The sequence below is a fragment of the Streptomyces olindensis genome (assembly GCF_040645895.1).
Classification (GTDB): Bacteria; Actinomycetota; Actinomycetes; order Streptomycetales; family Streptomycetaceae; genus Streptomyces; species Streptomyces olindensis.
Window position 1 is genome coordinate 100706 of sequence record NZ_JBEYZD010000014.1, and the last position, 14035, is coordinate 114740.

Sequence of the window (14035 nt, forward strand, 5' to 3'; positions counted from 1 at the left end):
CGTCAGGCGCCCACGTAGGCGGCGAGGTGCTCCCCGGTCAGCGTGGAGCGGGCCGCGACGAGGTCGGCCGGGGTGCCCTCGAAGACGATCCGGCCGCCGTCGTGACCGGCACCGGGACCGAGGTCGATGATCCAGTCGGCGTGCGCCATGACCGCCTGGTGGTGCTCGATGACGACGACCGACTTGCCGGAGTCCACGAGCCGGTCCAGCAGGCCGAGCAGCTGCTCGACGTCCGCGAGGTGGAGGCCGGTGGTCGGCTCGTCGAGGACGTAGATCCCGCCCTTGTCGGCCATGTGCGTGGCCAGCTTCAGCCGCTGCCGCTCACCGCCGGACAGCGTGGTGAGGGGCTGGCCGAGGGTGAGGTAGCCGAGGCCGACGTCGGCGAGCCGCTCCAGGATCCGGTGCGCGGCCGGGGTGCTCGCCTCGCCGCTGCCGAAGAACTCCTCGGCCTCGGTCACCGACATCGCCAGGACCTCGCTGATGTCGCGGCCACCGAGGTGGTACTCCAGCACCGAGGCCTGGAACCGCTTGCCCTCGCAGTCCTCGCAGGGAGTGTCGACGCCGGCCATCATGCCCAGATCGACGTAGACGACGCCGGCGCCGTTGCAGGTGGGGCAGGCGCCCTCGGAGTTGGCGCTGAACAGGGCCGGCTTCACGCCGTTGGCCTTGGCGAAGGCCTTGCGGATCGGTTCGAGCAGGCCGGTGTAGGTGGCGGGGTTGCTCCGCCGCGACCCCTTGATCGGGCTCTGGTCCACCGAGACCACGCCCGCGTCGGCGGGGATCGACCCGTGCAGCAGGGAGCTCTTGCCGGAGCCGGCGACTCCGGTGACGACCGTGAGCACGCCGAGCGGGACGTCCACGTCGACGTCGCGCAGGTTGTTGGCGGACGCGCCCCGGATCTCCAGCGCGCCGGTGGGCTTGCGGACCGTCTCCTTGAGGACGGCCCGGTCGTCCAGATGGCGGCCGGTGACGGTGTCGCTCTTGCGCAGCCCCTCGACCGTGCCCTCGTAGCAGACGGTGCCGCCCGCGGTACCGGCACCGGGGCCGAGGTCCACGACGTGGTCGGCGACCGCGATCGTCTCCGGCTTGTGCTCCACGACCAGCACCGTGTTGCCCTTGTCCCGCAGCCGCAGCAGCAGGTCGTTCATGCGCTGGATGTCGTGCGGGTGCAGGCCGATGGTGGGCTCGTCGAAGACGTACGTGACGTCGGTGAGGGAGGAGCCGAGGTGGCGGATCATCTTCACGCGCTGCGCCTCGCCGCCCGAGAGCGTGCCCGCCGGCCGGTCGAGCGAGAGGTAGCCGAGGCCGATCTCCACGAAGGAGTCGAGCGTGCCCTGCAGCGCGGTGAGCAGCGGCGCCACCGACGGCTCCGTCAGGCCCCGGACCCACTCGGCCAGGTCCCTGATCTCCATGGCGCAGGCGTCGGCGATGCTGACCTTGTCGATCTTCGACGACCGGGCCGCCTCGGTCAGCCGGGTGCCGTCGCACTCGGGGCAGGTGGTGAAGGTGACCGCCCGCTCCACGAACGCCCGGATGTGCGGCTGCATCGCCTCCTTGTCCTTGGACAGGAACGACTTCTGGATCTTGGGGATGAGCCCCTCGTAGGTGAGGTTGGCGCCGTTGACCTTGACCTTGGTCGGCTCGCCGTAGAGGAAGTCCTGCATCTCCTTCTTGGTGAACCGGCGGATCGGCTTGTGCGGGTCCAGGAAGCCGGACTGGGCGTAGACGCCCACGGTCCAGACGTTGTCCGCCTTCCAGCCGGGGATGGTGAAGGCGCCCTCGGCGATCGACTTGGAGTCGTCGTAGAGCTGGGTCAGGTCGATGTCGGAGACCTTGCCGCGGCCCTCGCAGCGGGTGCACATGCCGCCGGTGCGGGAGAAGGTCGCCTTGACCGTCTTGGTCTTGTCGGTACCGCGCTCGACCCTGATCCCGCCGCTCGCGGTGACCGAGGCGGTGTTGAAGGAGTACGCGCTGGGCGGGCCGATGTGCGGCGTGCCGAGCCGGCTGAAGAGGATGCGCAGCATCGCGTTGGCGTCGGTGGCGGTGCCGACCGTGGAGCGCGGGTCGCCGCCCATCCGCTGCTGGTCGACGGCGATCGCGGTGGTCAGCCCGTCGAGCACGTCGACCTCGGGGCGGGCCCGGTTCGGCATGAACCCCTGGAGGAAGGCGCTGTACGTCTCGTTGATCAGCCGCTGCGACTCCGCCGCGATCGTGTCGAACACCAGGGAGCTCTTGCCCGAGCCGGAGACGCCCGTGAACACCGTCAGCCGGCGCTTGGGGATCTCGATGCTGACGTCCTTGAGGTTGTTCTCGCGCGCGCCGTGCACGCGGATCACGTCATGGCTGTCGGCGACGTGCGGCCCGGGCGACTGTCTGTCCGTCGTCGTGGCCTGGCTCATGGTGTCTCCATCTTTCGGGCGGGGCTGCCGCGCTCGGACGATCTTCTTGCCCCGCGCCGGCACCGAGTGCGGCGCGGGGACGCGGGAGCCGGTGGCGCTGCGTGCCGCACGGGCGTCCCGCGGGGGTGGGGGTCGGTCGGTGGGACCGCTACTGCGACTTCAGCTGCTGGATGCGGACCATGTTGCCCGCGGGGTCGCGGAAGGCGCAGTCACGCACGCCGTACGGCTGGTCCATGGGCTCCTGGACGACCTCGGCGTCGCCCGCCTGCAGCCGCTCGAAGGTGCCGTCGACATCGGGGGTGGCGAGGACGATGCTGGCGTACGTGCCCTTGGCCATCATCTCGGCGACGGTGCGGCGCTCGTCCTCGGTGATGCCGGGGTCGGCGGCCGGCGGGTGCAGGACGATGTTCGTCCCGGGCTGGCCGGCGGGCCCGACCGTGATCCAGCGCATGCCCTCGTAGCCGACGTCGTTGCGGACCTCGAAGCCGAGGGTGTCGCGGTAGAACGCCAGGGCGGCGTCCGGGTCGTCGTGCGGCAGGAAACTCGCGTGAATGGTGATGTCCATGGCCCCCACGCTAGTTTCGGCTCCCGGCGGGCGCTTCTCGATTCCTGACCGGTCTCGTGACCTGCTTCGCCACGCACGACGGGATCCCCGCGGTCGCGCGCGCCGCCTCCCTGCGGTAGGTGCTCGGCGGCATGCCGACCAGCTCGGTGAAGCGGGTGCTGAAGGTGCCCAGCGACTGGCAGCCGACCTCGAAGCACACCTCGGTGACGCTGAGGTCGCCACGGCGCAGCAGCGCCATCGCGCGCTCGATGCGGCGCGTCATGAGGTAGCTGTACGGCGACTCCCCGTACGCCTGCCGGAACGCGCGGCTGAGGTGCCCGGCCGACATGTGCACTCCCCGGGCCAGCGCCTCGACGTCCAGCGGCTGCGCGTACTCCCGGTCGATCCGGTCCTTGACCCGGCGCAGTCGGGCGAGGTCGCTCAGGCGCTGTGCCGAGGCGGGTCTGCTGCTCACACGCGCGATCGTGCCACATCGCACGGACGTGCGGTCGGTTTCCGCGACAGAGCCCGGCAGAGGGGGGGTGCGGTCTCCGTCAGGTGTAGTAGGTGTCGAACGTGCCGATCCACCAGGCCGCGGGCGGCAGCACGCACAGCTGCACGCCGGCGGTGGTCCAGCAGCGGGCGAGGAGCGCGGTCCCCGCGGTCCACCACGCGGTCGTGCGCAGCAGGCTCTCCGCGCCGGCCTGGTACCCCTGCCCCGTGGGGTTCACCATGCCGGGGTAGCCCATCCACTCCTCGGTGAAGACGCCGTCGGCGCCGAAGACGATGACCGCCGACACGAGCCAGAGGTCGGCCAGGAGGGCCGCCGCGGCGAGCCTCCTGTCGAAGCGCCGGTACGCGGGGGCCGGGACCAGCAGCCGGACCGCCGGGTGACCGGGGCGCCGCGGCCGGTCCCACGGCCGGGCGCGCACCAGCGTGACGACGGCATACGCCAGCGCCGCCAGGGCAGCCGCCCACCCGCCCATGAAGCCCAGCCCGAAGAACACCATCACGACGCTCACGCCGGGCCAGATGCCGCTCCGCTCGGAGCGGTTCCCTCCGGATCAGCCGCGGGCGATGCCCGGGAGGCGCCCGGTCCTCGCCGCCTGAACGTTCCTGCCCGGTCTCACACCCCCGCCGCGGCGGCGTCCGGGCGCTTGGCCAGCGCTGCCGCCGCCGCACCCACCAGGCCCGCGTCGGTGCCCATCTGGGCCGGTGCCACGGTCAGGTGCCGGACGAAGGACAGAGTCGCGTAGTCGCGCAGGGCCTTGCGCAGGGGGGCGAAGAGGATGTCGCCCGCCTTGCCCACTCCCCCGCCGATCACGACGATGTCGATCTCCACCAGGGTCGCGGTGGCGGCGATCCCGGCGGCCAGGGCCTGGGCGGCCCGGTCGAAGGAGGCGACGGCGACCGGGTCCCCGGACCGGGCGGCGGCGGCCACCGCGGCGGCGGACGTGTCCCCGTCGGGGCCGGGCCGCCAGCCGTTCTCCAGCGCCCGGCGGGCGATGTTGGGGCCGCTCGCGATGCGCTCCACGCAGCCGCGCGAGCCGCACGGGCAGAGGTCGCCGTCGAGGTCCACGCTGATGTGGCCGATGTGGCCCGCGTTGCCCGTGGGCCCGGGGTGCAGCCGTCCGCCGAGCACCAGCCCGCCGCCGACGCCCGTGGAGACGACCATGCAGAGCGCGTTGTCATGGCCGCGGGCGGCACCCTGCCAGTGCTCGGCCGCCGTGATCGCCACACCGTCGCCGATCAGCTCCACGGGCAGGTTCCCGGCCGCCGCCCGGACCCGGGCCACGAGCGGGTAGTCGCGCCAGCCGGGCACGTTCACCGGGCTCACCGTGCCCGCGGAGGCGTCCACGGGTCCGGCACTGCCGATCCCCACGGCCGTGGCGCGCTCCCACAGCGGAGAGACGGTGAGCTCGCCGAGCACCTCCTCCACGGCCCGCATCACGGTGTCGCCGTCCTCCCGGGCGGGCGTCGGCCGCTGGGCGCGGACCAGGATCCGGCCGTGGCCGTCCACCAGGGCGCCGGCGATCTTGGTGCCGCCGATGTCGAGCGCGGCCACGAGGTCGGTGTGCATCAGTGTCGGATCTCCCCGTCAACCATGAGAAAAACGCCGAGAGAAAAGCCATCGGGCAGGGCAAGCCGCGGTCCGGCTCCGCGGTGACGGCCGGGCCGGAGGGTGCGGTGGACAGTCTCCCCCGAGGCTGACAACGTTGTCCAGGCTCTATGCTCGACGCCACATCCTCATACAAACCCAGGACCGACGCACCCCCGTGGACGACAGGACAGGACACCGCACCGTGCCCCAGACCCATCTCCGCTCCGCAACGCGCTACGGCAACCGTCCGACCATGAAGGACGTGGCCGCCCGTGCCGGGGTGGGCCTCAAGACGGTCTCGCGGGTCGTGAACGGGGAGCCCGGGGTCACTCCGGAGACCGAGCGCCGGGTCCAGGAGGCGATCGACGCCCTCGGCTTCCGCCGCAACGACAGCGCACGGGTGCTGCGCAAGGGCCGCACGGCGAGCATCGGACTGGTCCTGGAGGACCTCGCGGACCCGTTCTACGGACCGCTGAGCCGGTCGGTGGAGGAGGTGGCCCGGGCGCACGGCGCCCTGCTGATCAACGGCTCCAGCGCGGAGGACCCGGAGCGCGAGCAGGAGCTGGTGCTGGCCCTGTGCGCGCGGCGTGTGGACGGTCTCGTGGTCATCCCGGCCGGGGACGACCACCGGTATCTGGAACCGGAGCTCAAGGCCGGTGTCGCCACGGTGTTCGTGGACCGCCCGGCCGGGCACATCGACGCCGACGTGGTGCTGTCGGACAACTTCGGCGGCGCCCGCGACGGCGTCGCCCACCTCATCGCGCACGGGCACCGCCGGATCGGCTTCATCGGCGACATGCCCCGCATCCACACCGCCGCCGAGCGGCTGCGCGGCTACCGGGCCGCGATGGAGGACGCGGACATACCGGTGGCGGACTCCTGGATGTCCCTCGGCGTCACCGACCCCGAGCGGGTGCGCAGGGCCGCCGAGGAGATGCTGTCCGGGCCGGATCCGGTCACCGCGGTCTTCGCGGGCAACAACCGCGTGACGGTCACGGTGATCCGGGTGCTCGCCGAGCAGTCCCGCCGCGTCGCCCTGGTCGGCTTCGACGACATCGAGCTCGCCGACCTGCTCCAGCCGGGCGTCACGGTCGTCGCCCAGGACGCGGCGGAGATCGGCCGCACCGCCGCGGAGCGCCTCTTCCGGCAGCTCGACGGCACCCTGGTCACCCCCGAACGCATCGAGCTGCCGACCCGGCTGATCACCCGCGGCTCGGGCGAGCTTCCCCCGGCGGACTGAGCGGCCCATGGACCACAGGGAGCACCTCACCGATCGCACGCTGCGGGCACTCGGCCTCGCCGAGGCGCCGCGCGAGCACCCCCTGCTGTATCCGGGGGCGTGGCCGGCGGATTCCGGGCTTCTCGACGGGGACCGCTTCCTGCCGCTGGAGCGGCTGGTGCACGAGGACCGCACGCCGGTCCTGGCCATCGGCTCCAACGCCTGCCCGGGGCAACTGCGGCACAAGATGCTGGAGTTCGGGATCATGGCGCCGCTCCCGATGGTGAAGGCCCGGGTGACGGGCGTCGACGCGGGTGTCTCGGCGCACGTGAGCCGCATGGGGTACGTGTCGGCCTCGCCGGTCAGCGCCCCGGAGACCGTGCGGGAGCTGTTCGTCCTGTGGCTGGACGCCGAGCAGCTCGCGGTGATCGACGCGAGCGAGGGCGTGCCGCTGCCGGGCGGCAACTTCGACCGGGCCTGGCTGCCGGCCCCGGACGTGCGCATCGACCTGGCGGACGGCACCCTGCTGCCCGGCGCGTACGCCTACGTCAACCGGCACGGCGTCCTGCACGACGGCACCGGCGCGCCGCGCACCCACCCGGGCCAGCGGGAGCTGCTCACCGAGTTGCTGGTCGGCCTGCCGCGCTTCAGGGAGCTGTTCGGCGTCGTGCCCGAGGAGTTCTGCGCGCGGGCCCGCGCCGACCGGCGGCTGTGCGACCGGGGCACCCGGCTGTTCATCGAGGAGAAGCTGGTGACGGCCTCCGGGCTGGAGCGGTACGCGGCGGTCTCGGCGCGGCTTCAGCAGACCGGGAGCCCGGGGACCGGCGCGTCGTTGTCGCCGCCCTTGATGTAGACGTCGCTGACCCAGACGTCCGTGTTGCCGCTGTCGTCGTCGGTCTTCGCCCACCAGACGTTGGTCCACTGTCCGGACGTCTCGCGGCGGCCCAGGTTCTGCTGGCAGTAGAAGTAGTTGGTGCCCGCGTTGAGGATGCCCACCTTGGTGCCGGAGGCGGTGTAGGAGTCGGCGGTCTTCCAGACCTGGCAGTTGTACTTGCCGCCGCCGATGGCGTGGCAGGCCGGGGCCGGGGCGGGAGTGGTCGGGCCGCCTGTCGTGCCGCCGTCGCCGGAGCCGCCGCCGGAGGTGCCGCCGGTCGTGTCGCCGGTGGTGCCGCCGGAGGACTTCGCGGGAGCGGAGGTGGAGGGCCGGCCGGTCGGCTCGGGCTCCTTCTCGTCCTCGGGCTTCTCGGACGGGGTCTTGTCCTTCTCGTCGCCCTGTTGGGTGGGTCTCGGGGCGTTGGAGCCGTCGTCGGTGCGGCCGGGTTCGGCGGAGGCCGCGGCGTCGGCACCGGCGGCGTCGGTGCGGGTGCCCCGGTCCGTGCCGTCCGAGTCCCTGAGCAGGGCGGCCGTGGTGCCGGCGGCGGCGAGGACGACGGTGACGGCCGCGGCGGCGAGCAGCGCGCGGGTCTTCTTGCGGCGGGCGGCGGGCCCGGGGTTCATCGGGCCGGTGGGGGTGGTGCCGCCCGGCCCTGCCTGCTCCGGCCGGTCGGCCCCCGCCGCTCCGGGCGCCCCGGCGGCACCGAGGGCCGCGGCCGGGCCGAAGCCGGGCGTGCCCTGGCTCTCGTGGGGCCCGGCGGCGGGCGGTGGCACCTGCTGCGGCGGCCCGAATCCCGGCGGCACCGCCGGCACACCGCGCTCCGTCTCCGGGCGCGAGGGCGGGGGCGGGGCCGCTGGGCCGCGCAGCGTCGACGTGGGCGTGTCGGTGCCGCCCGAGTCCGCCACCGCCTGGAGCAGTGCGCGGGCCTGGTCGGCCTCCGGGCGGGACTCGGGGCGCTTCTCCATCAGCCGCCGCAGGACGGGACCGAGGGGGCCGGCGCCGCGGGGCTCCGGGAGCGGCTCGGTGACGATGGCGGTCAGCGTGGAGAACGTGGACGTCCGGCGGAAGGGCGAGGTGCCCTCGACGGCCGCGTACAGCGTGGCGCCCAGGGCCCAGATGTCGGAGGCGGGGCCCGGGTCGGCGCCCTGGGCGCGCTCGGGGGCCAGGTAGTCGAGGGAGCCGACGAGTTCGCCGCTGCGGGTGAGGTGGGTGGCCGAGCCGTCGCCCGGGTCGTCCATGGTGGCGATGCCGAAGTCGGTGAGGACGACCCGGCCGGAGCGGTCGAGCAGGATGTTGCCGGGCTTCACGTCCCGGTGCAGGACGCCCACGCGGTGCGCGGCGGCGAGCGCGTCCATGACCTTGGCGCCGATCCCGGCCGCCTCGCGCGGGTCCAGCGTGCCGCGGTCGCGCAGGACGTCGTCCAGGGACGGCCCGTCGACCAGTTCCATGACGATGAGCGGGCGGCCGTCGACCCGGGCGATGTCGTGGACGGCGATGACTCCGGGGTGGCGCACCCGGGCCGCCGCGCGCGCCTCGCGTTGCATCCGCAGTTGCAGATCGGCCAGTTCGGGACCGGCCGCGTCGGTGTAGGTGCGCAGTTCCTTGACGGCGACCTCGCGGCCCAGGACCTCGTCGACGGCCTTCCAGACGACGCCCATGCCGCCGCGGCCCAGCTGGGCCGTGACGCGGTAACGGTCCGCCAGCAGCCGACCGGCCCCGTCCGCCTGCCCGTACTCCCCCGTTGACACCGCTGCCCCGTTCCTGTGACCCCACCCGACGCGCTGACGCGTCCGTACGTGGCGTACAGACTACGGGGCGGCGGTGACGGCGACAGCCGCCGACGACGGCTGTGACCGTGCCGGTACGTACGCGCCCGGCGGCGCTCAGGCGGAGGCCGTCAGGTCCCCCCGCCGGGGCGCCGCGAAGCTCTCCAGGTCGGCCCGGGTCAGGCCGGTCAGGCGGGCGACCTCCCCGATGTCGAGGGCGCCGCAGTCCAGGCCGCGCAGCAGGTAGCCGCTGAGGGCCTTGGCGGTGGCGGGCTCGTCCATGACGTCGCCACCGGTGCGGTTGGCGTAGCGGGCGAGGCGGGCGGCGGCCTGTTCGAAGCCCTCGCGGTAGAAGGCGAAGACGGCCGCGTAGCGCGTGGGGATGTGGCCGGGGTGCATGTCCCAGCCCTGGTAGTAGGCGCGGGCCAGGGCGCGGCGGGTGAGGCCGTAGTGCAGGCGCCAGGCGGCGTGCACCTTCTCGGTGGGGCCGACCGGCAGGACGTTCGTGGAGCCGTCCGAGACGCGGACGCCGGTGCCGGCCGCGGCGACCTGCATGACGGCCTTGGCGTGGTCGGCGGCGGGGTGGTCGCTGGCCTGGTGGGCGGCGGAGACGCCGAGGCAGGCGCTGTAGTCGAAGGTGCCGTAGTGCAGGCCGGTGGCGCGGCCCTCGGCGGCCTGGATCATGCGGGCGACGGTGGCGGTGCCGTCGGGGGCGAGGATGGACTGGCTGGTCTCGATCTGGATCTCGAAGCCGATCCGGCCGGGCTCCAGGCCGTGTGTCTTCTCGAAGGCGTCCAGGAGCCGCGCCATGGCGGTGACCTGCTCGGCGTAGGTGACCTTGGGCAGGGTGAGGACCAGCCCGGCGGGCAGGCCGCCGGCCTCCATCAGGCCGGTGAGGAAGATGTCGAGGGTGCGGATGCCCCGGGCGCGCACGGGCGCTTCCATGCACTTCATGCGGATGCCCATGTAGGGGGCCGCGGTGCCGTCGGTGTAGGCCTCGGCGATGAGGCGGGCGGCGCGGGCGGCGGCCTCGTCCTCCTCGGCGTCGGGGCGGTTGCCGTAGCCGTCCTCGAAGTCGACGCGGAGGTCCTCGATCGGCTCGCGCTCCAGCTTGGCGCGCACGCGCGCGTGGACGGGCTCGGCGAGTTCGTCGGCCAGGCCTAGGACGGCGGCGAAGGACGCGGCGTCCGGGGCGTGCTCGTCGAGGGCGGCGAGGGCGCGGTCGCCCCAGGAGCGGACGGTGTCGGCGGCGAAGACGTCGCCGGGGACGTAGACGGTGTGGACGGGCTGGCGGGTGCCGGGGTCTCCCGGGTAGCGGCGCTCCAGCTCGGCGTCGACCGGGGCGAGGGAGGCGCTGATCTCCTCGCTGACGGCGCCCGCGAGGCTCGTCGCCACCTTCTCCTGCTGGCCCTGACCCATTCCGACACCCTCCTGTTTTCCGCTCTACGGAATCAACAATCCGTAGAGCGAAGTTATCGGCCGACCTTCGCCCTGGTCAACACTGTCCGGCGGTGGAATTCCCATCCTTCCCCCTCGGTCGCCGCAGACCCGCCCTCCTCTTCCGTATTCAGAAGGCAAGCTTCATCCTGACGTGCAAGGGGAGGGAGATCACGTGCCGAACGAGGTCGGAGTGACGCGTCGCCACGGGCTCAAGGCGGCGGCCGCCGCCGCCGTCGCGGGACCACTGCTCACCACCGCGGGCCCCACCCAGCCCGCCACCGCCGGCGAGCACCCGGGCGCCCTGAACGTCATGACGTTCAACGTGCGCTTCGCGACCGTCGTCGACAAGACCCCGCGCTGGTCGGTGCGCCGGCCGGTGATGCGAGAACTGCTGCGCCGCGAGCGCCCCCACCTCATCGGCAGCCAGGAGGGGCTCTACCAGCAGGTGCGCATGATCGAGAAGGATCTCGGCGGGCACTACGACTGGATCGGCACCGGACGCGGAGGCGGCAGCAAGGACGAGTTCATGGCGGTCTTCTACGACACACGCAGACTCGAGCCGATCGAGTTCGATCACTTCTGGCTGTCCGACACTCCGTACTCGATCGCCTCGAACACCTGGAACGCGGACTGGCTGCGCATGGTGACCTGGGTCCGTTTCGCCGATCTCGCCGACGGGGGGCGGGAGTTCTACGTCCTCAACACCCATCTGGACAGCGTCAGCCAGTACGCCCGCGAACGCTCGGTGGGGCTCATCGGCGAGACGATCGCCGGGTGGGACCGGTCCTTACCGGTCATCGTCACCGGCGACTTCAACGCGGACGCCCACACCAACCGCGTGTACGACCTCATGCTGGACATCGGGCTGGTGGACACCTGGGAGGCGGCGGCCTCACGGGGTCCGGCGTACGGGACGCACCACGGCTACCGGGAACTCAGGCCCGGCGGGCGCCGCATCGACTGGATCCTCACCACGCCCGGGGTGACCACGCACTGGGCCCGGATGAACACCTACAGCGTGGACGGGACGTATCCGAGCGACCATCTGCCGGTGCAGGCCTCGATGACCCTGGGATGACTCGATGCCCCAGGAATGAGAAGAGGCCCCCGCGACCGTTCGCACGGTCACGGGGGCCCTCCACAGCCGGGGGTAGATCAGCCCTTGCGGGCCTTGATCTCCTCGGTCAGGGCCGGGACGACGTCGAACAGGTCGCCCACGACGCCGTAGTCGACCAGGTCGAAGATCGGGGCCTCGGCGTCCTTGTTGATGGCCACGATCGTCTTCGAGGTCTGCATACCGGCACGGTGCTGGATCGCGCCGGAGATGCCGGAGGCGATGTACAGCTGCGGCGAGACGGACTTGCCGGTCTGGCCGACCTGGTTGGTGTGCGGGTACCAGCCGGCGTCCACCGCGGCGCGCGAGGCGCCGACAGCCGCGCCGAGGGAGTCGGCGAGGGCCTCGATGATCGCGAAGTTCTCCGCGCCGTTCACGCCACGGCCACCGGAGACCACGATCGCGGCCTCGGTCAGCTCCGGACGGCCCGTCGACTCACGCGGCGTACGGCCGGTGACCTTGGTGCCGGTCGCCTGCGCGGAGAAGGTCACGGACAGGGCCTCGACCGCACCGGCGGCCGGGGCGGCCTCCACGGCGGCGCTGTTCGGCTTGACCGTGATGACCGGGGTGCCCTTGGAGACACGGGACTTGGTGGTGAAGGACGCGGCGAACACCGACTGCGTGGCCACCGGGCCCTCGTCGCCGGCCTCCAGGTCGACGGCGTCGGTGATGATGCCGGAGCCCAGGCGCAGCGCCAGACGGGCGGCGATCTCCTTGCCCTCGGCGGAGGACGGCACCAGCACGGCGGCCGGGGACACGGCCTCGTGGGCGGCCTGGAGGGCGTCGACCTTCGGGACGACCAGGTAGTCGGCGTACTCGGCGGCCTCGTGGGTGAGGACCTTGACCGCGCCGTGCTCGGCGAGCGTGGCGGCGGTGTCGGCGGCGCCGTTGCCGAGCGCGACGGCGACGGGCTCGCCGATGCGGCGGGCCAGGGTCAGCAGCTCCAGGGTGGGCTTGCGGACGGCACCGTCCACGTGGTCGACGTAGACGAGAACTTCAGCCATGGGACTTCTTCTCTCCTGCTTGCGAAAGATGAGGGGCGGTCAGCGAATGCCGGGCTCAGATGAACTTCTGGCCCGCGAGGAACTCAGCGAGCTGCTTGCCGCCCTCGCCCTCGTCCTTGACGATCGTGCCCGCGGTACGGGCCGGGCGCTCGGCCGCGCCGTCGACGACCGTGTAGGCGCCCTCCAGGCCGACCTCCTCCGCCTCGATGTCGAGGTCGGACAGGTCCCAGGACTCCACCGGCTTCTTCTTGGCGGCCATGATGCCCTTGAAGGAGGGGTAACGCGCCTCGCCCGACTGGTCGGTCACGGACACGACCGCCGGGAGGGAGGCCTCCAGGTTCTCCGAGGCGGCGTCGCCGTCGCGGCGGCCCTTGACCGTGCCGTCCTCGACCGAGACCTCGGAGAGCAGGGTGACCTGCGGGACGCCCAGGCGCTCGGCGAGCAGGGCCGGGACGACGCCCATGGTGCCGTCGGTGGAGGCCATGCCGGAGATGACCAGGTCGTAGCCGGCCTTCTCGATCGCCTTGGCCAGGACCAGGGAGGTGCCGATGGCGTCGGCGCCGTGGATGTCGTCGTCCTCGACGTGGATCGCCTTGTCGGCGCCCATGGACAGCGCCTTGCGCAGGGCGTCCTTGGCGTCCTCGGGGCCCACCGTCAGGACGGTGATCTCCACGTCGTCGTCGGAGTTCTCGGAGATCTGCAGCGCCTGCTCGACCGCGTACTCGTCGAGCTCGGAGAGCAGACCGTCCACGTCGTCCCGGTCGACGGTCAGGTCATCGGCGAAGTGCCGGTCGCCAGTGGCGTCGGGCACGTACTTCACAGTGACAACGATCCTCAAGCTCACGCCGGCTCTCCTACTGCATCGTCATTTCTCGGCTGCCTCTTGCAGGCAGCATAGGCGCCTCAAGCGGCCGATCCCGGTCGGGGCGACCCACGCTCCGAGCGAAATATTACTCGTCAGTACATCCAGTTCATGCCCGCTAAGCAAGCGCTTTGAACTGTGACCTTCGCAACGCAGCGTAACCGGAACTCGACGGTCACGCAGCCCGGGGGGACACGCGGCTCAGTCGCCCAGGCGCCCGAAACGTCCCTGGTGGTAGAGGAGGGGGCGGCCGCTGCCCGTGGGGTCGCCGTGCACCACCTCGGCGATCACGATGCGGTGGTCGCCGGCCGGTACGCGGGTGACGACCCGGCCGACCAGCCAGGCGAGGACGCCGTCCAGCACGGGGACCCCCTCGGGCCCCTCCCGCCAGGCGGTGGCCGGACCGAAGCGGTCGGCTCCGCTGCGGGCGAAGGTGGCGGCCAGCTCCTGCTGGTGCTCGCCGAGGACGTGGACGCCGACATGGCCGGCCTCGGCTATCGCGGGCCAGCTGGAGGCGCCGGTGCCGATGCCGAAGGACAGCAGGGGCGGCTCGGCGGACACGGAGGTGAGGGAGGTCGCGGTGAAGCCCACCGGACCGGTCTCGCCACGGGCGGTGATGACGGCCACTCCCGCCGCGTGCCGCCGGAAGACCGAGCGCAGGAGGTCGGTCGTGGTGAGGAGGTCCGCAGGCATGGGGTCAGGCTGACGATAA

Annotated in this window: 13 protein-coding genes; 3 read left to right on the plus strand and 10 right to left on the minus strand. The window is 72.6% G+C overall.

The window, feature by feature from the left end:
* Positions 1-2: 2 nt before the first annotated feature.
* The 5 genes from ABZ948_RS11690 to ABZ948_RS11710 form a co-directional block, all read right to left on the minus strand.
* Positions 3-2399 (minus strand): ATP-binding cassette domain-containing protein, encoded by a 2397-nt coding sequence (locus ABZ948_RS11690; RefSeq protein WP_359758735.1) that lies wholly within the window; start codon positions 2397-2399, stop codon positions 3-5.
* 148 nt (positions 2400-2547) lie between these two features.
* Complete coding sequence (locus ABZ948_RS11695) at positions 2548-2964, minus strand: VOC family protein (protein WP_359758736.1); 417 nt, start codon at positions 2962-2964, stop codon at positions 2548-2550.
* 10 nt (positions 2965-2974) lie between these two features.
* On the minus strand, positions 2975-3418 hold the full coding sequence (locus tag ABZ948_RS11700; protein WP_359758737.1) for a helix-turn-helix transcriptional regulator: 444 nt from the start codon (positions 3416-3418) through the stop codon (positions 2975-2977).
* Positions 3419-3497: 79 nt separating this feature from the next.
* Positions 3498-3965: a hypothetical protein gene (locus ABZ948_RS11705; RefSeq protein WP_359758738.1), complete on the minus strand. Its 468-nt coding sequence runs from the start codon at positions 3963-3965 to the stop codon at positions 3498-3500.
* 104 nt (positions 3966-4069) lie between these two features.
* The gene (locus ABZ948_RS11710) at positions 4070-5023 is read right to left on the minus strand and encodes an ROK family protein (protein ID WP_359758739.1); all 954 of its coding nucleotides are present in this window, start codon (positions 5021-5023) and stop codon (positions 4070-4072) included.
* A 274-nt stretch (positions 5024-5297) separates the two neighbouring features.
* Here ABZ948_RS11710 and ABZ948_RS11715 point away from each other — a divergent pair, with 274 nt between their 5' ends.
* Together ABZ948_RS11715 and ABZ948_RS11720 are read left to right on the plus strand one after the other, a co-directional pair.
* The gene (locus ABZ948_RS11715) at positions 5298-6284 is read left to right on the plus strand and encodes a LacI family DNA-binding transcriptional regulator (protein WP_435857482.1); all 987 of its coding nucleotides are present in this window, start codon (positions 5298-5300) and stop codon (positions 6282-6284) included.
* A gap of 7 nt (positions 6285-6291) precedes the next feature.
* Entirely contained in the window at positions 6292-7116 is an 825-nt protein-coding gene (locus ABZ948_RS11720) for a hypothetical protein (protein WP_359758741.1), read from the plus strand.
* Here the strand turns inward: ABZ948_RS11720 and ABZ948_RS11725 are convergent.
* Together ABZ948_RS11725 and ABZ948_RS11730 are read right to left on the minus strand one after the other, a co-directional pair.
* The gene (locus ABZ948_RS11725; RefSeq protein WP_359758742.1) at positions 7062-8885 is read right to left on the minus strand and encodes a serine/threonine-protein kinase; all 1824 of its coding nucleotides are present in this window, start codon (positions 8883-8885) and stop codon (positions 7062-7064) included. The genes ABZ948_RS11720 and ABZ948_RS11725 overlap by 55 nt on opposite strands.
* A 135-nt stretch (positions 8886-9020) precedes the next feature.
* Positions 9021-10322 (minus strand): DUF6986 family protein, encoded by a 1302-nt coding sequence (locus ABZ948_RS11730; protein ID WP_359758743.1) that lies wholly within the window; start codon positions 10320-10322, stop codon positions 9021-9023.
* Between the two features lie 193 nt (positions 10323-10515).
* Between ABZ948_RS11730 and ABZ948_RS11735 the strand changes: the two genes are divergently transcribed.
* On the plus strand, positions 10516-11421 hold the full coding sequence (locus ABZ948_RS11735; RefSeq protein ID WP_359758744.1) for an endonuclease/exonuclease/phosphatase family protein: 906 nt from the start codon (positions 10516-10518) through the stop codon (positions 11419-11421).
* Positions 11422-11498: 77 nt separating this feature from the next.
* On the opposite strand, the gene ABZ948_RS11740 is transcribed toward ABZ948_RS11735, so the two are convergent.
* The 3 genes from ABZ948_RS11740 to ABZ948_RS11750 all read right to left on the minus strand — a co-directional run bounded on the left by ABZ948_RS11740 (position 11499) and on the right by ABZ948_RS11750 (position 14016).
* Positions 11499-12461 (minus strand): electron transfer flavoprotein subunit alpha/FixB family protein, encoded by a 963-nt coding sequence (locus ABZ948_RS11740; protein WP_359758745.1) that lies wholly within the window; start codon positions 12459-12461, stop codon positions 11499-11501.
* Between the two features lie 55 nt (positions 12462-12516).
* Positions 12517-13305, minus strand: a complete 789-nt coding sequence (locus tag ABZ948_RS11745; protein ID WP_359758746.1) for an electron transfer flavoprotein subunit beta/FixA family protein — start codon at positions 13303-13305, stop codon at positions 12517-12519.
* 219 nt (positions 13306-13524) lie between these two features.
* The gene (locus tag ABZ948_RS11750) at positions 13525-14016 is read right to left on the minus strand and encodes a flavin reductase family protein (RefSeq protein ID WP_359758747.1); all 492 of its coding nucleotides are present in this window, start codon (positions 14014-14016) and stop codon (positions 13525-13527) included.
* Positions 14017-14035 lie beyond the last annotated feature (19 nt).

Coding starts and splice junctions, on each gene's coding strand:
- ABZ948_RS11690 (WP_359758735.1), bottom strand. CDS start 2,399: ATGAGCCAGGCCACGACGACGGACAGACAGTCGCCCGGGCCGCACGTC.
- ABZ948_RS11695 (WP_359758736.1), bottom strand. CDS start 2,964: ATGGACATCACCATTCACGCGAGTTTCCTGCCGCACGACGACCCGGAC.
- ABZ948_RS11710 (WP_359758739.1), bottom strand. CDS start 5,023: ATGCACACCGACCTCGTGGCCGCGCTCGACATCGGCGGCACCAAGATC.
- ABZ948_RS11715 (WP_435857482.1), top strand. CDS start 5,298: ATGAAGGACGTGGCCGCCCGTGCCGGGGTGGGCCTCAAGACGGTCTCG.
- ABZ948_RS11720 (WP_359758741.1), top strand. CDS start 6,292: ATGGACCACAGGGAGCACCTCACCGATCGCACGCTGCGGGCACTCGGC.
- ABZ948_RS11730 (WP_359758743.1), bottom strand. CDS start 10,322: ATGGGTCAGGGCCAGCAGGAGAAGGTGGCGACGAGCCTCGCGGGCGCC.
- ABZ948_RS11740 (WP_359758745.1), bottom strand. CDS start 12,461: ATGGCTGAAGTTCTCGTCTACGTCGACCACGTGGACGGTGCCGTCCGC.
- ABZ948_RS11750 (WP_359758747.1), bottom strand. CDS start 14,016: ATGCCTGCGGACCTCCTCACCACGACCGACCTCCTGCGCTCGGTCTTC.